The sequence below is a fragment of the Marinobacter psychrophilus genome (assembly GCF_001043175.1).
Classification (GTDB): domain Bacteria; phylum Pseudomonadota; class Gammaproteobacteria; order Pseudomonadales; family Oleiphilaceae; genus Marinobacter; species Marinobacter psychrophilus.
In genome coordinates, this window is record NZ_CP011494.1 from 1,386,468 (window position 1) to 1,406,765 (window position 20,298).

The following is a 20,298-nucleotide window of genomic DNA, read 5'->3' on the forward strand; positions in this document are numbered from 1 at the left end:
TTTGAAGCGAGTGTGTGGCATGCAGCTTGGTTAGCATAGCGATCTCGGGGCAACGAGTTTCCTGCGGCCAGTGTGGCCTTCGGACCTCTGGATTTTATTGTAATGAATTAATTACACGTTATATCGGTGTTGAGCTGAATGCGACCATCGCACCAAAAAACAGGCACCAAAGTACAATTTTACGCGTCGCTCTGGTTCGAATTGGGTCTTTGTTTCAGGAACATCGCCTGTTGCCCTGGCGCAGCTCAATATTCAGGTTGGCTTAGCGCCCAGTATTTTGGTTCGCTGCGGCTGAAAGCCAGCCGTGGCCAAAATAACCAGTACCACGGTAACGCCCGCACTTACTCCCCACGCTAAAGGGCTCCACTGCAAATACAGCGAGAAACGAATGGTTTCCACCGCGTGGGTAAACGGGTTGAACTGGCACACCCAATACAGCCAGGGGCTGGCTTCCTTCATGCGCCATAGTGGATAGAGCGCGGAGGACATGAAAAACATCGGGAAAATGACAAAGTTCATCACCCCGGCAAAATTTTCCAGCTGCTTGATCCAGGTGGCAATCAGCAGGCCCAGCGCGCCCAGCATTAAGCTCGTTAAAACCAGTGCCGGCAGCACGGCAAGGTAACCCCACACCGGCGGTTCCACGTCCACCAACAAGGCAACAAATAGAAAAATATAGACCTGAATCACCGACACCGCGCTCATGGCCAGCAGTTTTGTGACCAGCAGGAAGGGCCGTGGCAGAGGGCTCATCAACAGCACCCGCATGCTGCCCAGCTCGCGGTCGTACACCATTGATAACGCGCCCTGCATGCTGTTGAACAGAATGATCATGCCGCACAGGCCCGGTGCAATGTAGGTTTCGTAGGTGATATAGGTTTGATAGGGCGGAATAATGGAAATGCCAAGGACGGCGCGAAAACCGGCGGCAAACACCACCAGCCACAGCAGTGGGCGCACTAACGCGCTGGCAAACCGGGTGCGTTGTTGCCAAAAGCGCAGCCATTCACGGGTTTGAATGCCGGCAAAGCAATGCCAGTAGGCTGCGGGTTTCATGAGCCAACTCCGGTGAGCAATTCAAAGGTTTCAGCCAGGGTAGTGGTGCCTGACCGGCTGCACAGTTCTTGCACGGGGCCATCGGCTAGCAGCCTTCCCTGGTGTAAAATCAACACCCGGTCTTGTGCTGCAACCTCTTCAATCAGGTGGGTGGCCCAGAGCACCGTCAAGTTATCGTCTGCGCACAGTTGGCGAACGTGGTCGTTCAGTGCCTTGCGGCTAGCGATGTCCAGCCCCGCAGTGGGTTCATCTAAAAGCAGCAGTGTCGGTTGATGCAGCAAAGCACGGGCAATTTCTACCCGTCGCCTATGGCCCCCGTTCAGCGTCCTTACGGGATCGCTGGCCCTGTCCAGCAAACCGAAGCGCTCCAGTTCGTGGTCGCCCCGTAGCCTCGCCTGTTTGCGTGAAAGCCCATGCAACGCGCTGTGATACATCAAGTTTTGGCGCACGGTTAAATCGAGATCCAGCGCGTTTTGCTGAAACACCACGCCGATCTGGCGCATGGCCTCGGCGGGGTGTTTTTTTAGAGACTGTCCGGCGAACAGGATGCCACCCTGCTGCAACGCCAAGAGCCGGGTCAACAAGCCAAAAAGAGTCGACTTGCCAGCCCCATTGGGGCCTAGCAGGGCGTGGAAACATCCGCTGTCGAGCGCAAAGCTGATGTCGGTCAGTACCGGTTTGCTGCCGTAGCAAAAACCAATATTCCGTGCTGTCAGTGTCATGAGTTTGGGTCGATAACCACACCCCAGGGGTAGCGGCCTACTTTGATGGATTTAATGACTTTCATATCCTCCAGATCAATAACCGACACATCGCCAGACACACCGTTGGTGGTGTAAAGCTGGGTTTCGTCTTTGTTTAAATCCAGCTGCCACACTCGGCTGCCCACCAGCAGGTAGTCCAGCACTTGGTAAGTTTTGGCATCTACCACAGCCACGTGATTAGAGGGACCTAGGGCGACAAAAGCGTACTTGCCATTAGAGGTTAGCTTAATCCCCACGGGTTGCACCCGGTCTTGATTTACGCCGGGCACTTTGAACGACATTTCATGAATTTGCTCGAGTTTGTCCACATCAATAATGTGCACGGTGCCGCCGATTTCGGCGGAGGCCCAGGCGACCTTACTGTCTTTGCTGAATTCCACGTGGCGCGGGCGCTGGCCAACCACAATGTTCTTCTCGATTTTAAACGTTTCGGTGTTGATCCAGTGCAGCATGCTGGTGGTTTCTGAGGTGTTTACTGCCCATTTTCCGTCCGGGCTTACGGCCATGCCTTCGGGTTCAATGCCTACCTCTATCTGGGCCAGAACCACTTTGGTGTTTACGTCCACCACGGTCACAATGGCGTCGTCTTCGTTGGCGATATACAGATGCTTGTTGTTAGGGTGCAGCGCGAACTGCTCCGGATCTTCACCCGAGGGCAGGGTGTCGATGATTTTGCGGGTCGCAAGGTCCAGCACCTGAACGGTATCGTCGTCGCTGGCACAGATGTACAGTTTGGTGAAGTCTTTGGACAATAAAATGCCCCGCGGCCGCGCGCCAACGTTGATGGTTTCAATAACTTCCATTGTTTCTGTGTCAATAACAGACAGTGTGTTGTCCTTTTCATTGGACACATAGGCCACGCTTGCCATCGCAGGCACGGACAATCCGATCAGGGCGGCAAAAGCGGTTTTTCTGAGCAGCAATTTCATCGAGGAGCTCCTTGTTATTCTGAATGGCGAGCGATCAGGCGGTCAGCCGTTAATACGACACGTGCTTTCTGGCTCATCAAAACCGAGGGTATCCATTTCCGTAAGCGGATGAATAAAGCCTTCAAACGGCGCGGTTGCCACCAGCCCCCGTGGGTGCACCAGCGGAATAGGCTGGCGCAGCTGGCCATTCCACAGGCGATAAGTCAGCTTCCGGCCCTTAAAAGCCGCCAATTGAAAACGCTCACTGAAGATAAGCTGGCGAACGCTGCGGGCATCGGCACTACCAATCTGTGTGACAGCGGTGCCTATAGAGCGCACGGCGGCCCAAGCGGCATAATCTGCACTGTTCATATCGCGGCCCGCCAAATCATTGAAACGGCTCTGCAATTGCGCTGCGCCCCAGCTTTCTACTACCCGGTGCCAGGCTACGGGTGACATGCCCTGAGTGCCTACCACCGGCCGTGGCAGCCATGTGTTAAACGGCACGTACTCGCCAAAATCACCGCGCACGTCGGCCACCACCACCGCATCGTAATCTTTGGCTTGAGTGAATAATGGCAATTCCTTGGAGGCCGTGCGGCGCAAATCGGCATCAAAGGTCCAAGGCCTGTCTTCAATGATTTTCACTCCAAAGCGCTTGGCTGAGCGGCGAAAGGCATCGGCCCAGGCCACATCGGCTTCGGTCGGGCCTGTGATTAGAAACACCTCGTTCCAGCGCCGTAGCTGCAGCCACTGGCTAAGGGCATCCGTGAGCATGGCGTAACTGGGGATGCTGTGCAGCAAGTTGTCGTGGCACTCGCGGGTGCGCAGTGCGTCGTCTGCAGCCCCTGCGTTGAATACCAGTGTGTCGGCCGTGGCTTTGTCCATCATGGCGGCCAGCGTGCTGGCAGGTACGTTGACCACAAACAATTGCACACCTTCTTGCTGGAGATTTTCAAACGCAAGAATGGCGGCCTGTTCCGAATCAGCCACGTAGGGGGTCAGTTCATAGCGGTGGCCGATGAATTTTCCGGTGGTGCTGTTGTCAGCCATAGCCAGTTCGGCGCCCCGCAGGCCTGCATCCGCTGGCTCGGGAAGCACGTTTGATAGCACCGGGCCTGAGTCTGGCGTCAACTGCACGTAGCCGACGTTTACCTCAACCGTGTCTGCCGCAACGGAAGGTAATTGAGCCAATGTGATAAACAGAAACGTGGCGATCAGGGATACAGATCGAAACATGGGGCTCTCCGGCTTTTTTCTTGTGTGATCAGCTTAGTGAAGGGGAAAAGTCCCGGGAATATTCAGAAAGTAGGAAACTGGCAGTACTAAAGGACTGTTCCGCTCATAGGAAGCCTGCTTAGCATGGTGATAACGCTTGCGTTGGCTCCCTCGCGTTTTGGCCTTAGTGCAGAGTGTACTACTACTAAGGAACTAAGCCGAAACCTCCAAAGTGGCATTCGGATTTGCTGACGAGTTTTTTACACTTATTACATTAACTGGCGTCACACAAATCCAATAGCCAGAGCACGGGGAATTAACAGAGGTAACAACCATGGCAATCTCTTTTTCACTTAAAGCACTGGCAACGGCGGCCTTGTTAGGCGCAGCGGGTTTGGTTATCGCGCACGGCAACGTCACCCCGCAAGCGGTAGATACCGGCGATCTACCGACGCTGGGCGCTGACATTTTGGTTGAAAATCCGTTCCGCGAGGGCGGTTCCCACGGTGGGGCAAGCGCCTTGGCCGTTCAGATTGGCGAAAGCGCCTACGCCGGCAATTGTGCTGCTTGCCACGGTATCCGGGCGATGTCTGGGGGCCTGACGCCAGATTTGCGCGAACTCGAAGAATGGGACGACGAGTACTATATGAGCCGGGTCCAGAATGGCACCGATCGGGGCATGCCGTCGTGGAAAAAAACGTTGGATCAGAATGCGATCTGGGCCATCAGAACGTATGTTGAATCCTTGCCAAAGCCTGAGTAAAGGGTGCCAGCCAAAGACGTTTTCTGTTTGTTACCGGGCTGGGCACCGCGCCGGTTTTTTGCTGTTGGAGAGAAAGCAATGAAAGCGCTGTTACGATGTCTGGTAATGATGCTGGTGTTTCAAACCGGTGTAGCTCAGGAAGTGGATGACGGCGACATGCTGCTGAACCGGCCTGCTGAGCGTAATTACGACATTATTATTGAGTCCGGTTATCTGAAAGTGGGGCTATATCAGAATTTTCCACCCTATTCTTACCTGGTGAACAGCGAACCCCAGGGTATTGATGTGGAGCTGGGCAAACGCATTGCTGCCGCTATGGGTGTGGAATTCAGGGTGCACTGGATTGTGCCGGACGAAAACTTGGGGGACGACCTGCGCAATAACGTCTGGAAAGGGCACTATTTGGCCAAGCGACGCTTGGCAGACGTAATGATGAGGGTGCCTTACGACAAACAATACGCCTACATGCAGGATTCTACGGGCGAGTACATGAACGAGCAGGTTGTGCTGTTTGGTCCCTATCAGCAGGAAACCTGGCAAATCGCCTACAACCCGCAAAAGATGGATTCGGTGGAAACCATCGCCATGTTTCAGTACCACCCGATTGGTGTAGAAATCGACACCTTGCCGGCCTTCTACCTGACCTCCGGACTGAACGGCCGTCTGCGCGACCAGGTACGCCACTACACCAACGTTGATGAGGCATTCAACGCCATGCGTAATGGCGACGTCAGCGCCGTTATGGGCATGCGCGCTGAAATTGATCATGAGTTGTCGAAAGCCGAAAACAGTGGGTTCAGGCAGGCGGGTAATGCTTTTCCCGGTATTGGTAAGCAAGTTTGGGATGTGGGGATGGCCATCAAGAGCTCACACCGACAGCTGGGCTATGCGCTTGAGGAGATTGTTGGCAACATTGTTAAGTCGGGGGAGATGGCAGGGTTGTTTGCCGACGTTAACCTGCGCTACAGCGTGCCCGAGTATTATCAGGCGTTCCTAAGCGAAGAAGCGATTGCGCAGGCTGAAGGTAAACCCTAGTACCCGTTGCGTATGGCTTACTATCGCAATTTTGGTTTAAACCCACGCCTCTGACGTGGGTTTTTTGTGGGTAGTACGACCAAGTGATGAGGAAACCACGCCCGGGGACTGATTGTTGATTGCAGCGGCAAAGCAAAGAATCTGTATAGAGGCGGGAAAATTTCCCGACTTACCGAAAACCGACAACAAGAGACTCGGAGAGAGCAACCATGAAATCGAATAGATTCGGCATCCGCATTGCCGTCAGTGCCCTGGCTTTAGCCGTTTCCTGCGGGGCCCAGGCGGTAACCGACGAAGACATTCTTAATGACGCCAACACGCCTGAAGACATCGTCAGCTATGGCATGGGTACTCAAGGGCAACGATTCAGCACCATTGAAGATCTGAATACGGAAAACATCCGCTATTTACAGCCCGCGTGGGCGTTTTCTTTTGGCAGCGAAAAAATGCGCGGTCAGGAATCCCAGCCGATGATTAAAGACGGCGTGATGTACGTAACCGCCTCTTATTCAAGGGTTTACGCCGTTGACGCAAGAACTGGCGAAGAAATATGGCAATACGACGCTCGCCTGCCGGATGGCATTATGCCTTGCTGCGACGTGGTCAACCGCGGCGTTGCCTTGTACGGCGACAAAGTCTATTTCGGCACTCTGGATGCCAAACTGGTGGCCTTGAACAAAGACACTGGCAAACCCGTGTGGATTAAAAAAGTAGCAGATTACCAGGCAGGCTATGCCATTACTGCAGCCCCTCTGGTGGTGAAAGGAAAGTTGATTACCGGGGTGTCTGGTGGTGAGTTTGGCATAGTGGGTAAAGTGGAAGCCTACGATCCGGAAACCGGTGATCTGGTTTGGACCAGGCCCACGGTAGAAGGTCACATGGGCTACGTTTATAAAGATGGTAAGGCTATTGAAAACGGTATCTCTGGCGGTGAAGCGGGTAAAACCTGGCCTGGAGACATGTGGAAGAACGGCGGCGCGGCCACGTGGCTGGGCGGCACTTACGACCCCGACACCGATTCGTTATTTTTCGGTACTGGCAACCCGGCGCCCTGGAACTCGCATTTGCGCCCGGGCGATAACCTGTTCTCGGCTTCTCGCCTTGCCATTGATCCAGACGACGGCAGTATCAAATGGCACTTCCAGACCACGCCCCACGACGGCTGGGATTATGACGGTGTTAACGAGCTGATTTCGTTCAACTACGAAGAAAATGGCAAAACCGTGATGGCCGCGGCTACCGCTGACCGCAACGGCTTTTTCTATGTTTTGAACCGTGAAAATGGCGATTTCATTCGCGGTTTTCCATTTGTAGACAAAATCACCTGGGCAACCGGGCTTGACCCAAAAACCGGTCGACCGATTTTTGCCGAAGGTGGACGCCCGGGTGACCCGTCGTCAGCCGAGGGTATGAAAGGTGAAACAGTGTTGGCGCAGCCATCGTTCCTTGGTGGTAAAAACTGGATGCCGATGGCTTTTAGCCAAGACACGGGCCTGTTCTACGTGCCTTCCAATGAGTGGTCTATGGACATTTGGAACGAGCCCGTATCCTACAAAAGAGGCGGAGCGTATCTGGGCGCAGGTTTCACCATCAAACCAACAAATGATGATTACATTGGCGTTTTGCGAGCTATGGATCCAAAAACCGGTGAGGAAGTGTGGCGTTATGAAAACCCGGCACCCTTGTGGGGTGGGGTAATGGCCACCGCTGGCAACCTGGTGTTCACTGGCACTCCGGAAGGCTTCCTGAAAGCATTTGATGCCAAAACCGGCGAAGAACTCTATAAATTCAACACCGGCTCAGGCGTGGTAGGCACCCCGGTGACCTGGACCATGGATGGCGAGCAGTTCGTTTCGGTAGCATCGGGTTGGGGCGGCGCAGTTCCGCTTTGGGGTGGTGAAGTGGCCAAAGTAGTCAAAGATTTCAACCAGGGCGGTATGGTCTGGACTTTCAAGTTGCCGAAGGATCGTGTTGCCAGCAAGTGATTCCTGAGTGTGATGAGAGCAGGCGCCAGTGGGCTGGAGTTGCTGATCAGCCGGCTGGCGCCAACTAGTACTAAGGGATGAGTTTTTCACCCCTATCGCATCATTCACCGATAAAGGTTTAGTATCTACATTGGGTGGGTGAATACGAAAGCCCACGTTGGTGAGCAACAAACACAAAAAAGGGTCGAAACCATGATCTATGCACAACCAGGAAAGGAAGGTTCGGTCGTTTCTTTCAAAGCGCGTTATGGAAATTACATTGGCGGCGAGTGGGTTGCTCCAGTCAAGGGGCAGTATTTCGATAACATCACGCCGATTACCGGTGATGTAATTTGTGAGATTCCCCGTTCCACAGCCGAAGACATCGAGCTGGCATTGGATGCTGCGCACAAGGCGGCGCCGGCCTGGGGCCGAACGTCGGTACAGGAGCGTTCCCGCATTTTGCTGAAAATAGCGGACCGCATAGAAGAAAACCTGGAGTTGCTGGCGGTTGCAGAAACCTGGGACAACGGCAAAGCCGTTCGTGAAACCCTGAACGCTGACATTCCACTGGCCGCTGACCACTTCCGCTATTTTGCCGGCTGTATCCGTGCTCAGGAAGGCCATATGGGTGAAATCGACCATAATACCGTGGCCTATCACTTTCATGAGCCGCTGGGTGTGGTTGGACAAATCATCCCTTGGAACTTTCCTATTCTGATGGCAGCGTGGAAGTTGGGTCCTTGCCTGGCGGCCGGTAACTGCACCGTATTAAAGCCGGCCGAGCAGACGCCTGCGAGCATATTGGTGCTGATGGAGCTCATTGGCGATCTATTGCCGCCGGGCGTGCTTAACGTGGTTAATGGTTACGGTATTGAAGCCGGCCAGGCGCTGGCGACCAGCAAGCGTATTGCGAAAATCGCCTTTACCGGCTCTACACCGGTGGGTTCTCACATTCTGAAGTGCGCTGCTGAGAGCCTTATTCCTTCCACCGTGGAACTGGGTGGAAAATCACCAAACATTTACTTCGCAGATGTGATGAAAGCCGAGCCGGAATTCATCGACAAGTGCGTGGAAGGTCTGGTTCTGGCGTTCTTCAACCAGGGTGAAGTGTGTACCTGTCCGTCCCGCGCCCTGGTGCAGGAAGACATGTATGACGAGTTTATGGAAAAAGTGGTTGCCCGCACCAACGCAATCAAGCGTGGTAATCCGCTGGATACCGATGTTCAAGTAGGCGCTCAGGCCAGCAAAGAACAATTCGACAAGATTCTTTCATACCTTGAAATTGGTAAGCAAGAGGGCGCCGAAGTACTTACCGGTGGCGGTCGTGAGCACCTGGAAGGCGAATTTGCTAACGGCTTCTACATCCAGCCCACGTTGTTTAAGGGCGATAACAAGATGCGGGTGTTCCAGGAAGAAATCTTCGGCCCGGTTGTGGGGGTAACAACCTTCAAAACCGAGGAAGAAGCGCTGGCCATCGCTAATGACACCGAGTTTGGCTTGGGCGCAGGTGTCTGGTCCCGCGATACTAACGTGGCTTACCGCATGGGTCGCAACATACAGGCCGGTCGGGTTTGGATAAACTGCTACCACGCGTATCCTGCCCACGCCGCCTTTGGTGGGTATAAGAAGTCCGGTATCGGACGAGAAACCCATAAGTTGGCGTTGGATCATTATCAGCAGACCAAGTGCATGTTGACCAGCTACGATATAAATCCGTTGGGCTTTTTCTAAACACGGGGTTGCGCGCTGAATGTGTGAACTGCCCCCGGCTTTCGCCGGGGCTTTTCCTTTTGAAGGGCCCTTGTGGGTCGTTGTGTGTTGTTCTAATTTAGGCCTTCGTGGGCCTTTTTTGGTTTTTGTCGCGCTGCATTCTTGGACGGCTGTATTTTCAGGGCATCGCAATTGCAACTTAAGGCGCGCCAAAAACAGTGCGAAAGTACCATATTGGTCATTTGCTGCTACCTTTACGATGGGATTCAGGGAAGAGGTGAAAGAGCCGATATTCCCTTGATGCGCAAACAATCACTATAAAAGAGGTATGCATTATGTGGACAAAGCCAGCTTATGAAGATCTGCGTATTGGTTTCGAAGTCACTATGTACTTCGCCAACCGCTGAAGTCTGAAGTAGCCAGCGCTCCGGCGCTGGCTGTTTTACTTCCGGAGCTTCTGCTTATGTATATTCAGGTTCTTGGTTCAGCGGCAGGCGGCGGTTTCCCCCAGTGGAACTGCAATTGTGCGAATTGCGACGGTTTGCGAAAAGGCACTGTTAACGCCCACGCACGCACCCAATCATCCATAGCGGTTAGTGAAGACGGCGAACGCTGGATTCTCTTTAACGCCTCCCCCGATATTCGTGCCCAACTGGCATCGTTTCCTGCCATGCAGCCGGCGCGTGCGCTGCGCGACACCGGTATTGCAGCCGTCCTTTTGATCGACAGCCAGGTGGACCACACAACCGGCCTGCTGACCCTGCGTGAAGGTCTACCGCTGGACATCTGGTGTACCGCACAGGTGCACGAAGACCTTAGCTCTGGTTTTCCTCTGTTTCCGATGCTGGAACATTGGAACGGTGGGTTACGCTGGCAAGAAATTGCCCTTGGTGACGGCGCGGCCGAAGGCTTTGTTATTCCCTGTGCGCCGAATCTGAAACTGACCGCTATTCCGCTGCTGAGCAACGCGCCACCGTATTCGCCTCGCCGCGACCAGCCGCACCCCGGTGACAATATTGGCGTGTTTATCGAGGATACACGCACCGGAGCTACCGTGCTTTACGCACCGGGGCTGGGCAAGCCTGACGAGCATATACTTCAATGGATGCGCCAGGCAGATGTGTTGATGGTCGATGGCACGGTATGGCATGACGACGAAATGATTCGCCAGCAAGTTGGCACGAAAACGGGTCAGGACATGGGCCATTTGGCCCAGAGTGGCCCTGGTGGCATGATGGAAGTGCTGGACACTATGATGGCCAGGCGCAAGATTCTGATACACATCAACAACACCAATCCGATTCTGAACGAGGACTCCGCCGAGCGAGCGCAGCTGGCGCTGCACGGAATCGAGGTGGCCTGGGACGGAATGCATATAGATCTGTCGGGGACGCCATGAACGCCATTGTGAACACCACCCTGAATCGCGCGGATTTTGAACAGGCGTTACGCAATAAGGGCCGGCTCTATCATATTCATCACCCGTATCATCAGGCCATGTATGGCGGCCAGTGCAGCCCTGAGCAAATCCGGGGCTGGGTGGCCAATCGCTATTATTATCAGGTAATGATACCGCGCAAAGACGCGGCCATTATGGCCAATTGCCCCGACGCTGGCGTGCGCAAACAATGGTTGCTGCGCATTCTTGACCACGATGGTCACGACGGTGATGTGGGCGGCATTGAAGCTTGGCTGTGCCTTGCGGAAGCCGTGGGGCTGACTCGGGAAGAAGTGATTGACCAGCGCCACGTGCTGCCCGGCGTGCGTTTTGCGGTGGACGCCTACTTGAACTTTGCGCGCCGCGCGACTTGGCAAGAAGCGGCCTGCTCCTCGTTGACCGAGCTGTTTGCGCCAGAAATCCACCAGTCTCGTCTGGACAGCTGGCCACAACATTATCCGTGGATTGATGAGGCCGGCTATAGCTACTTCCGTAAGCGCCTTTCAGAAGCCCGCCGCGATGTGGAGCATGGCCTGGCGATTACGTTGGAGCATTTCACCAGCGTTACCGAGCAGGCTCGCGCCCTCGAGATTTTACAGTTCAAACTGGACATTCTGTGGAGCTTGCTGGACGCCCTGACCATGGCCTACAGTCACAAAACGCCGCCGTTCCATACGGTTACCGATCAGCAAGTCTGGCACAGGGGGCTGTGATGGCAGACTCAGCAGCCGTTGGGGTAGCAGCTGGAAGCGTGCCCCGTTTCCGCCGTGGCTTCCGCTTTCAATGGGAACCGGTACAGAACGGCTATGTGTTACTCTACCCTGAGGGCATGGTGAAGCTTAACGAAAGCGCCGGCGCTATTCTGCGCGAAGTGGACGGCCAGCGCTCCGTGCAGGACATTGTTAGTGCGCTGGAACAGGCCTTTCCCGAGGCCGGGTCGTTGGCGGACGATGTTAACGAGTTTCTGCAACACGCCCGCGAACAACATTGGATCGAACTTTCATGAATATGCCTTCATCCATGCTGACCGGCCAGAAAGTGGCCACCATTGGGCCACCGCTATGGTTGCTGGCGGAGCTGACCTACCGCTGCCCGTTGCAGTGCCCGTACTGTTCAAACCCATTGGATTTCGCACAGACCGAGCGTGAACTCAGCACGGAAGAATGGGTGAAAGTGCTGCGCCAAGGGCGAGAGATTGGCGCGGCCCAGTTAGGGTTTTCCGGCGGTGAGCCGCTGGTGCGTCAAGATCTTCAAGAGCTGATTGCTGAAGCTCGGCACTTGGGCTACTACAGTAATCTGATTACGTCGGGTCTGGGCCTGACTAATGCCAAAGTAGAGGCCTTCGCCAGCGCCGGGCTGGACCATATTCAGGTCAGTTTTCAGGCCTCAGACCCAGAGCTGAACAATGCTTTGGCCGGTTCTCGCAAGGCGTTTGAACAAAAGCTGGCAATGGCACGGGCGGTGAAAGAAGCCGGCTACCCCATGGTTCTGAACTTTGTGATTCACCGCCACAATATCCATCAGATGAACGACATTATGGCGCTGTGTGAGAGCCTTGAGGCGGATTTCGTAGAGTTGGCTACCTGCCAGTATTACGGTTGGGCGTTCAAAAATCGCGAAGGGCTGATGCCGTCACGATCGCAGTTGGAGAAGGCCGAGCGTGAAGTGAATCAATATCGTGCTCGCCTGCTGCACGACGGTTCGGCCATGAAGTTGATTTTTGTCACCCCCGACTATTACGAGGAGCGCCCGAAAGCGTGTATGAATGGTTGGGGCAGTCTGTTTTTGACAGTGGCACCGGACGGTGCAGCGCTGCCTTGCCACAGCGCGCGTTTGTTGCCCATCGATTTTCCCAATGTGCGCGATAACGATTTAAAACACATCTGGTACGATAGCCCGGGCTTCAATCATTATCGCGGTGACGGCTGGATGCCGGAACCGTGTCAGTCCTGTGATGAAAAAGAAAAAGATTTCGGTGGCTGCCGCTGCCAAGCTTTCTTGCTAACCGGTAACGCCGATAATGCCGATCCGGTGTGCAGCAAATCGGCCCACCACGACCGTATCCTTGCGGCACGCCAGGCCGCCGACCATGCCACCGCAGGCATTGAGGAACTGACCTATCGCAACGCAGGTAACTCCCGCATGTTCTTCCGCAGTTAGTCAGCCGTCAGTCAGAGGCTTACTGAGCGCCACCGAGGCTTGTGCTGGTTATATCCAGCGCAGCGGTTTGGTGGCGTCAAGCGCTGGCGTATTCTGGCTACAAAACGAACCCGAAACTGGCGCTAGCCGGATATGGCACCTGAATGATCAAGGGCTAGTGTTGGCGTTGGGTACGAATCTGCGGAATCTTCGCAGTCAGGTAAATGGCTACGGCGGTGGGGTCCTGGCTGCCGCACCGGGCGGCGTGTTTGCCGTTAGCAACGATCAACGCATCCACTTTATTTCCTTGGGTGTAGAGCAAAGCCAGGCGCTGACGACCGATACTGCCGCCTATGGCGGATTGCGGGCTGATCCAATGCGGCAAAGGGTGCTGGCGGTACGCGAAACTGGGAAGGGTGTGGCGAATGGTCGCCAACAACTGGTGGCGGTGGCTCGCGATGGCACGCTGACGGTGCTGCACCAGAGCGAAGATTTTTACAGTGCGCCTGCGTTGTCGGCAGACGGCCGACAAATTGCTTGGGTGAGCTGGCAACTGCCCGATATGCCCTGGCTGCAAACCCGTGTGTGGACGGCGAACATAACGGTTAATGGCACACTGGAAAACCCTCGGGCGCATAGCGCTCCCCAACCCGCGTCTATTCAGCAGCCAGTGTTTGCGGGGCAGGACCTTTGGGTTATGTCTGACCATGAGGGCTGGTGGCAACCTTGGCAACTCGACACCCAGAACCCCGTGAGCCTCTGGACAAAAGCCGCGGTGCTCGAATGTGACCACGCCAATGCACCCTGGCAGCTGGGTGAAGTTCACCACTGCCCGCTACCGGGCGGAGGTTGGGCTCGCACTCATTATAACCTCGGCCGCGGCGAGCTGTGGTTGTCGGGCTTTGGCCATCCAGACCCTATACGGATTGCGCCGGCGTTCAGCGATTTTCGCAGTTTGTGCACCAGTGGCGACTTTCTCTATGCCATTGCGCGTTCTTCGGACCACCTGGATGCAGTGCTTCGAATAGACCCGCAAAGTGCTGAGGCGAGTGTCGTGGCCGGTGGCGAACCAGCGTTGCCCGGGCACGTTTTGGCGCAGCCAGTATCGTTTCGAGTCACGACCCTTGCACAGGAAACGACTGCGCCACAAGGCTTTTTATATTCGCCTCTGACATCCTGTAACTCGCCACCGGCACTGATTTTGGTTGCCCATGGTGGGCCAACCTCCGCGGCTTATCCGGTCTTCAACCCTTTGATTCAGTTCTGGTGCCAGCGAGGCTTTGCCGTGGCGGAAGTGAACTATCGTGGCAGCACCGGGTATGGCAGGGCGTTCCGGCTTTCACTGGCGGAGCGCTGGGGTGACATTGATGTGGAAGACATGGCGCGGGCTGCAGATGCCCTGGTTGCCGCAGGCCACGCCGATGGTAACCAGGTGTTTATCCAGGGCCGCAGTTCTGGCGGTTATACCGCATTGATGGCCTTAAGCCTGAGCCAGCGCTACAGAGCTGGCGCCAGCCAGTTCGGCGTGACCGATCCTATGCAACTGCGGCGTATGACCCACCGCTTCGAATCCGGTTACCTGGACTGGTTGTTGGGATGTCCCAAACGGCATCCGCAACGCTGGCAGGAACGGACGCCGCGATTGCGCGCGGCAATAATGGCAGCGCCAGTGATTTTTTTTCAGGGCGGGCAAGACAAAGTGGTCGTTCCCGAACAGACCCGCACGATGGTCGCGGCCATGGAACAAGCCGGTCAGAAGCCAGAGCTTCACTGGTTCCAGGACGAGGGCCACGGGTTTGTACAACAGGCGAATCAGGCGGCCATGCTAGAGGCACTTTATAGCTTTTATCAACGGCATGGTCGAAACACCGATGAATGCATAGAAAGCTTGAGTTAAACTCTCGGGTATTACTTACAAAAATAAACTTAACGTCGAGTGCTTGTTCATGGGTCACGACATTTCCGCTTTAAGAAAATTTGTCTCGCCAGAGATCGTATTCGGAGCCGGATCAAGGAAGTCTGTCGCTAACTTTGCCAGTAATTTTGGCGCAAAACATGTATTTCTGGTTTCCGATCCCGGCGTCGCGGCTGCCGGCTGGGTGGGCGAAATCGTTAACTTGCTGACCGATGCCGGCATACGTATCACAGTTTACACGGGTGTTTCGGCGAATCCTCGCGTCGACGAGGTTATGGCCGGTGCCGAGCTCTACAAATCCTCCGAGTGCGATGTGATTGTGGCCATTGGCGGCGGTAGCCCCATGGACTGTGCCAAGGGCATCGGTATTGTGGTCAGCGATGGCCGCAATATTCTGGATTTTGAAGGGGTGGACACCATCGTAAACCCGCCGCCACCGATGATACTGATTCCGACCACGGCTGGAACCTCGGCTGATGTGTCACAGTTTGCGATCATTTCTGACCCTGCCCGTCGCTTCAAATTTTCCATTATCAGCAAAGCGATTGTGCCAGATGTTTCGCTGATTGATCCCGAAGTGACCGAAACCATGAGCAGCTATCTTACTGCCTGCACCGGCGTTGACGCCTTGGTGCATGCTATAGAGGCATATGTGTCTACAGGCAGCGGTCCGTTGACCGATTCTAACGCGCTGGAAGCGATCCGGCTGATTAACCGCAATTTGGAGCCATTAGTGGCTAATACCGCCGATGCGTATTTACGCGAGCAGATCATGTTGGCGTCTATGCAGGCCGGTCTGGCGTTTTCCAATGCCATCTTGGGTGCGGTCCACGCTATGTCCCACAGTTTGGGGGGTTTTCTGGATTTGCCTCATGGACTATGCAACGCCGTCTTGCTGGAACACGTGGTTGCTTACAATTTCCACTCTGCGGAAGAGCGCTTTCGTCGTATTGCAGAAGCGATGAATATCGACACTCGTGGCATGAGCCAGACCGAAATTCAGAAACGCTTGATGAGTCGCATTATTCAGCTCAAGCGCGCCGTGGGGCTAGAGGCCAAGTTGTCAGAGTTGGGGGTCAGGGTGTCTGATATTCCATCTCTCTCTGGTTTTGCATTACAGGACCCGTGTATTTTGACCAATCCTCGCAAGTCGTCACTCAGAGATGTTCAGGTTGTGTATGAAGAAGCCCTTTGATGACGACCGTGGTTATGAGGTGGGTGATTTGTTGGGGCTGGGTCGCCAGTCCGTGCGCAAGAACTACTACCTTGCGCTGCAAGACCGCCTTAAGGAGTTAGAGCAAGAGCGTAATCGCTATAAGTGGCTATTTGAAAAGGCACTTCACGGTATTTTTCAGGGTGATTTACGCGGTGGTTTTCTGGCCTGCAACCCGGCCATGGCCAAACTCTGCGGTTACGTCAGTGCTGAAGACCTGCAAGCCCGGGTTATTCGCTTGCGTGAACAGCTTTTTTGCAGCGCCAATGAGTTCGATGCATTGCGTCAGGAACTGCTCGATAGGGGGAGTCTGAGCGCCCGCGAAATTCGCCTGCGTCGCGCCGATGCGACGCCTGTCAATGTCGCCATCACCCTGCTCAGGCGGCCAGATCTAGGGCCAGAAGTGGTTGAAGCGTTTGTGGCGGATATAACCGAGCGAATGCAAGCGCAGCAGAAGATGGTGCAGGTCAACGCAGACTTGGAGCGCCGGGTAGAAGAGCGCACCCAGGCGCTGCAGAACGCCAACGTTGGGCTGCATTTCCAGATTGCAGAACGAGAAAAAGTCGAGCGCGAACTGGTTATTACAGCGCAAGCCGCGCGCGATGCGAATCGCAGCAAAGACAAATATCTGGCAGCGGCCAGCCACGATTTGCTGCAACCCCTGAATGCTGCGCGCCTGACCATATCGGCGCTGCAGGAAAGCGCGCTGCCGGCGGAAGAGGCGAGGATGGTGCACCAGGTGCATCGCGCGCTTGAAGGTGCCGAAGACTTGCTGGCGGATTTGCTGGATATCTCAAAACTGGACCAGCAGGCCATGATGCCGGATTTGATACTGACCGATGTTGCCGCTCTGGCCGAAAGCCTGGGTGAAGAATTCGAAGCGGTGGCGACTAATGCTGGCGTGCGGTTCCACGTTCGCACTATTCCGGCGTTGATAAAAACCGATCAGCGCATGCTTACCCGCATTCTTCGTAATTTATTGAGCAACGCCTTTCGCTACACCCTCAGCGGCCGTGTTCTGCTGGCATTGAGAGCCCGCCGCGACAGCCTGCGTATTGAAGTGTGGGACACCGGTGTGGGTATTGACGAAAGTAAACTGAAGGATATTTTTACCGAATTTCATCAATTGTTGCCGCAAGGAACCGGCGGTCGCCAAGGTGCCGGGTTGGGGCTGGCGATTGTTGAACGAATGGTGTCGGTATTGGGCTACCAGATAGACGTGATTTCGCGGCCGGGCAGAGGTTCGCGGTTTGCGTTGGTGCTGCCCGTGGACATGCAATCAGCCCGTCGGGCCACGTTGCCGGCCGCTGAAGTTGTGCCCAGCTTTGTTCACGGCTTCGCTGGTATTTTGGTCATGGTGATTGATAATGAGCCGGCCATACTTGCCAGTATGAAGCTGTTGCTGGAGCGCTGGGGCTGTTTAGTCATCGCCAGTCCTGACGAACATCAGGCTTTGGAGTATTTGCGGCAGACAAATAACGTACCCGCCGCGCTGCTCGCAGATTACCACTTGGATGATGAAAAAACGGGTTGGCAGGCCATTTCAGCGATACGGACGCTACTGGGTACGCCTGTGCCAGCGGCCTTGATTACCGCAGACCGGGGCGATGAACTGCGCTCGCTCATGCGGGCGCAGGGGTTGCCGATTTTAAACAAGCCGGTAAAACCCAACCGTTTGCGGGCGTTGCTGACGAGTTTGTTGTCTGTGCAATAACGCAGTGTCCCCGATCGTTTGCACCACCGGCTTTATGTGACGAACGAGCCGCTGCTATTAAGCCAGGGTTGTTCTGTACATAAGACCAAATTGGTCATTGAAAGTGACTTTGGTCGAACACGACCTTCGTTGGTTTTTAGTTTGCAGATTTGACCCATCTGCGATTTCACTTCAGAATACTGTATATATAAACAGTAATCGGTGAAAATCATGATGACCTCCACCGCGACATCGTTCGTCACGATCAGACGCCAGTTTGATTTTCGCAGTATTGAAGTCGGTCGCTGGGTTACGCCAGAAGAGCGTGATTTTGCGGCAGTGCGCTTCTACCAGGCGCTGTGTGATTTGATGACAATTCTTAAGAGTCCAGAGCTGCTAATTTCGTTAAGGAGCACGCTTAGCCTCCAGTACGGCATTGGTGGGCGCCCCGGCGTGGCTGCACACTATATTCCGGCGACACGGCAACTGGCGCTGGCTAAAAATGCCGGCGCAGGTAGCTTGGCCCATGAGTGGTTTCATGCTTTCGACCATTATATGGGCAACAAGGCCTTTCACGACCCGGTCAAGAACGGCTTTGCATCTGGTGCATGGCTTGACAGCAAAAAACAGAAACAACATCCATTAAACAAATGTCTGGAACACTGCTTTCGCACCATTTTACTGAACGAGAGCGGCACTCAACCCAGTGATCAGTTTCAGTGCTCGCAACAAGCAGACAAGAAACTGAAGTTGCTGTACTACGCTCGACCGGAGGAGCTCTGCGCACGGGCTTTTGAAGCCTTTGTCGAAGACAGCAGGCCCAGCAACAGGTTTCTGGTGAGTGGCACTGTTTATTCGGATGAGGCAAAAGCGGGGCTGTACCCAAGGGGCCAGCACAGAGCGGCGATCAACGAAGCGTTTGGAAACTACTTCCAGGCCTTGGGTAAAGCGTTATATCGGGAACAGACCCAAGCTCAATGAGAGCGGTAATCGCTCTGGTTGCGCCTGCATCAGCTTTCGGAAGAAAGGCGTTTTGAGTTATCGATAGCACGTTTAAGAAGGGGTTCAAGGATGCGCAAGCTGGTTGTCCACCAAGGGGTGTGGCCACCGGATAGCGTATCTAACCACGCCATTTGCACCTCTAGCCCTGTGTCCCAAAGCGCAGCGAGTTTTTCTGCGACCATGCGGCGGTTTTCCAAAATAACTTTTGGATTTGAGGGAGCGTGCGTCAACAGCATGCCAACACGCAAATTTATGGTTGATAGCGCGACAGGCCCGGCATCCATGAGCATGCAGCTCAATTTCCAAACATCGGATCTAGCGTCGGGTGTTATTGGAATTATTGCGGACAGGCGATCAATCGCGAACATTTTGCATTCCAGAAGTGGGTTTTTGGGAATGCAACTGGCGAGAGTGCAGACCTTTTTATCGAAATGGATACGACAAACGGATGCTTACCCGGCTGCTCAGATGACTAGTGTAACACCATTCTCAACCTTCCGAATGATCTGCAATTCAGAAGCTGGCGTAAATTTTACTCAACTCAATGCGAGAGCATCGTCTATGCACATGACACTTGGCGAACTGAAATCCCGCAGGCACGAACCCATCAGCCTGGTTGAAATTGTGTCCATGGAGGGTCGGTATTACATGGTTCGCTTTTATATTGGGGGTTCGGGCTATATTTTGGCTAATGATCAGGATAAAGCGGTGTTGTTTGCAGGTGCTTGCGTTGCACGTGAAGTCATGCGAGGTTTTATTGTGGCGGAGTTCGACCTGATTCCGCCAACTGGAACGGACGAGATGATCGGTATGCCAGACTCCAGCTCTGAGCCTATGCGGGTTCAGTTTTAGCGAATTGCCAGGCTGCCTTCGTTATTTTTCTGGTTTTTTGGCGCAATTTGGTACGGCCAACAATTATGGCGATTTCGGCGTATCTTTTGAGGACTGCCTAACATCATACATCCACCACTTTTGTTACAATGCAAAAAATGGTGACAAAGTGGTGTTAAAGTGAAAAATCGGATCAGCAGCGTATCGTATCGAAGCCTGGTTTTTGGCGGAATGTTGATTTTGTTGTCGGGCTGTGGCGGTGGTGGAGATGAGTCGGATACTGCTGGTGTAGCGAAGCCAAGTGCGGTGGTGGCTACGGCAAATACGACCGCAGTTAGTCCGGCGCGTAGCACAGAAAGTTCTCCCGCGAATCAGGCGACTTTGAGTTGGAGGGCGCCTGTAACACGAGTAAATGGTGATACTTTAAGTGGTCAAGACTTGGCCAGCTACGAAATTCGTTACGGCACCAGTGCCGAAAACCTCAATCGCTCTGCAATCTTTGACGGCGCGGCCGGTCTGATCGACATGTCTTACACCATTGAAAATCTGTCTGCTGGTACCTGGTATTTCACTGTCCAAGCGAGAGATGACAATGGGCTGCTAAGCTCACCTTCAGCCGTTGTCAGCAAGACTATCTCCGTCTAAC

The 20,298-nt window shown here is 54.4% G+C and carries 20 protein-coding genes; 15 read left to right on the forward strand and 5 right to left on the reverse strand.

Features of this window, described 5'->3' with window-relative positions; all coding sequences use genetic code 11:
• Positions 1 to 252: 252 nt before the first annotated feature.
• The 4 genes from ABA45_RS06170 to ABA45_RS06185 are packed head-to-tail and all read right to left on the reverse strand — an operon-like array spanning position 253 to position 3,967.
• Complete coding sequence (locus ABA45_RS06170; protein ID WP_048384762.1) at positions 253 to 1,056, reverse strand: ABC transporter permease; 804 nt, start codon at positions 1,054 to 1,056, stop codon at positions 253 to 255.
• A complete protein-coding gene (locus tag ABA45_RS06175; protein ID WP_048384763.1) occupies positions 1,053 to 1,778 on the reverse strand; it encodes an ATP-binding cassette domain-containing protein in 726 nt (241 codons plus the stop codon). Before ABA45_RS06175 ends, ABA45_RS06170 begins: the two co-directional genes overlap by 4 nt.
• Positions 1,775 to 2,749 (reverse strand): YVTN family beta-propeller repeat protein, encoded by a 975-nt coding sequence (locus ABA45_RS06180; protein WP_048384764.1) that lies wholly within the window; start codon positions 2,747 to 2,749, stop codon positions 1,775 to 1,777. The genes ABA45_RS06175 and ABA45_RS06180 overlap by 4 nt, the downstream gene beginning before the upstream one ends.
• Positions 2,750 to 2,791: 42 nt before the next feature.
• Positions 2,792 to 3,967 carry an ABC transporter substrate-binding protein gene (locus ABA45_RS06185; RefSeq protein WP_048384765.1) on the reverse strand — a complete coding sequence of 392 codons (1,176 nt, stop codon included), beginning with the start codon at positions 3,965 to 3,967 and terminating at the stop codon, positions 2,792 to 2,794.
• Between the two features lie 313 nt (positions 3,968 to 4,280).
• Between ABA45_RS06185 and pedF the strand changes: the two genes are divergently transcribed.
• The 13 genes from pedF (at position 4,281) to ABA45_RS06245 (ending at position 18,800) form a co-directional block, all read left to right on the forward strand.
• Complete coding sequence (gene pedF, locus ABA45_RS06190) at positions 4,281 to 4,709, forward strand: cytochrome c-550 PedF (RefSeq protein ID WP_048384766.1); 429 nt, start codon at positions 4,281 to 4,283, stop codon at positions 4,707 to 4,709.
• A 78-nt stretch (positions 4,710 to 4,787) separates the two neighbouring features.
• Positions 4,788 to 5,744 (forward strand): substrate-binding periplasmic protein, encoded by a 957-nt coding sequence (locus ABA45_RS06195; protein WP_048388743.1) that lies wholly within the window; start codon positions 4,788 to 4,790, stop codon positions 5,742 to 5,744.
• Positions 5,745 to 5,953: 209 nt separating this feature from the next.
• A complete protein-coding gene (locus ABA45_RS06200) occupies positions 5,954 to 7,729 on the forward strand; it encodes a PQQ-dependent methanol/ethanol family dehydrogenase (protein WP_048384767.1) in 1,776 nt (591 codons plus the stop codon).
• Positions 7,730 to 7,921: 192 nt separating this feature from the next.
• Positions 7,922 to 9,442, forward strand: coding sequence for an acetaldehyde dehydrogenase ExaC (gene exaC / locus ABA45_RS06205; protein WP_041635106.1), 1,521 nt, complete (start codon positions 7,922 to 7,924; stop codon positions 9,440 to 9,442).
• A 314-nt stretch (positions 9,443 to 9,756) separates the two neighbouring features.
• Positions 9,757 to 9,828, forward strand: a complete 72-nt coding sequence (pqqA, locus tag ABA45_RS18445; protein ID WP_007153157.1) for a pyrroloquinoline quinone precursor peptide PqqA — start codon at positions 9,757 to 9,759, stop codon at positions 9,826 to 9,828.
• Between the two features lie 56 nt (positions 9,829 to 9,884).
• Positions 9,885 to 10,820, forward strand: coding sequence for a pyrroloquinoline quinone biosynthesis protein PqqB (gene pqqB, locus ABA45_RS06210; RefSeq protein ID WP_048384768.1), 936 nt, complete (start codon positions 9,885 to 9,887; stop codon positions 10,818 to 10,820).
• The gene (gene pqqC / locus ABA45_RS06215; protein ID WP_048384769.1) at positions 10,817 to 11,572 is read left to right on the forward strand and encodes a pyrroloquinoline-quinone synthase PqqC; all 756 of its coding nucleotides are present in this window, start codon (positions 10,817 to 10,819) and stop codon (positions 11,570 to 11,572) included. Before pqqB ends, pqqC begins: the two co-directional genes overlap by 4 nt.
• A complete protein-coding gene (gene pqqD / locus ABA45_RS06220) occupies positions 11,572 to 11,865 on the forward strand; it encodes a pyrroloquinoline quinone biosynthesis peptide chaperone PqqD (protein ID WP_048384770.1) in 294 nt (97 codons plus the stop codon). Before pqqC ends, pqqD begins: the two co-directional genes overlap by 1 nt.
• Entirely contained in the window at positions 11,862 to 13,019 is a 1,158-nt protein-coding gene (gene pqqE, locus ABA45_RS06225) for a pyrroloquinoline quinone biosynthesis protein PqqE (RefSeq protein WP_048384771.1), read from the forward strand. Before pqqD ends, pqqE begins: the two co-directional genes overlap by 4 nt.
• Before the next feature lie 70 nt (positions 13,020 to 13,089).
• Positions 13,090 to 14,895, forward strand: a complete 1,806-nt coding sequence (locus tag ABA45_RS06230; RefSeq protein WP_048388745.1) for an alpha/beta hydrolase family protein — start codon at positions 13,090 to 13,092, stop codon at positions 14,893 to 14,895.
• A gap of 49 nt (positions 14,896 to 14,944) precedes the next feature.
• Positions 14,945 to 16,108 carry an alcohol dehydrogenase-like regulatory protein ErcA gene (gene ercA, locus ABA45_RS06235; protein ID WP_048384772.1) on the forward strand — a complete coding sequence of 388 codons (1,164 nt, stop codon included), beginning with the start codon at positions 14,945 to 14,947 and terminating at the stop codon, positions 16,106 to 16,108.
• The gene (locus ABA45_RS06240; protein ID WP_048384773.1) at positions 16,092 to 17,840 is read left to right on the forward strand and encodes a PAS domain-containing hybrid sensor histidine kinase/response regulator; all 1,749 of its coding nucleotides are present in this window, start codon (positions 16,092 to 16,094) and stop codon (positions 17,838 to 17,840) included. The genes ercA and ABA45_RS06240 overlap by 17 nt, the downstream gene beginning before the upstream one ends.
• A gap of 210 nt (positions 17,841 to 18,050) precedes the next feature.
• Complete coding sequence (locus ABA45_RS06245; protein ID WP_048384774.1) at positions 18,051 to 18,800, forward strand: CLCA_X family protein; 750 nt, start codon at positions 18,051 to 18,053, stop codon at positions 18,798 to 18,800.
• A gap of 29 nt (positions 18,801 to 18,829) precedes the next feature.
• Here ABA45_RS06245 and ABA45_RS06250 read toward each other — a convergent pair whose 3' ends face one another.
• Positions 18,830 to 19,189, reverse strand: coding sequence for a hypothetical protein (locus ABA45_RS06250; protein WP_227506147.1), 360 nt, complete (start codon positions 19,187 to 19,189; stop codon positions 18,830 to 18,832).
• A 193-nt stretch (positions 19,190 to 19,382) separates the two neighbouring features.
• On the opposite strand from ABA45_RS06250, the gene ABA45_RS06255 reads away from it, so the two are divergent.
• Together ABA45_RS06255 and ABA45_RS19280 are read left to right on the forward strand one after the other, a co-directional pair.
• Positions 19,383 to 19,673, forward strand: a complete 291-nt coding sequence (locus ABA45_RS06255; RefSeq protein ID WP_048384775.1) for a DUF6482 family protein — start codon at positions 19,383 to 19,385, stop codon at positions 19,671 to 19,673.
• Between the two features lie 159 nt (positions 19,674 to 19,832).
• Entirely contained in the window at positions 19,833 to 20,297 is a 465-nt protein-coding gene (locus ABA45_RS19280; protein ID WP_227506148.1) for a fibronectin type III domain-containing protein, read from the forward strand.
• The last annotated feature ends 1 nt before the right edge of the window (position 20,298 follow it).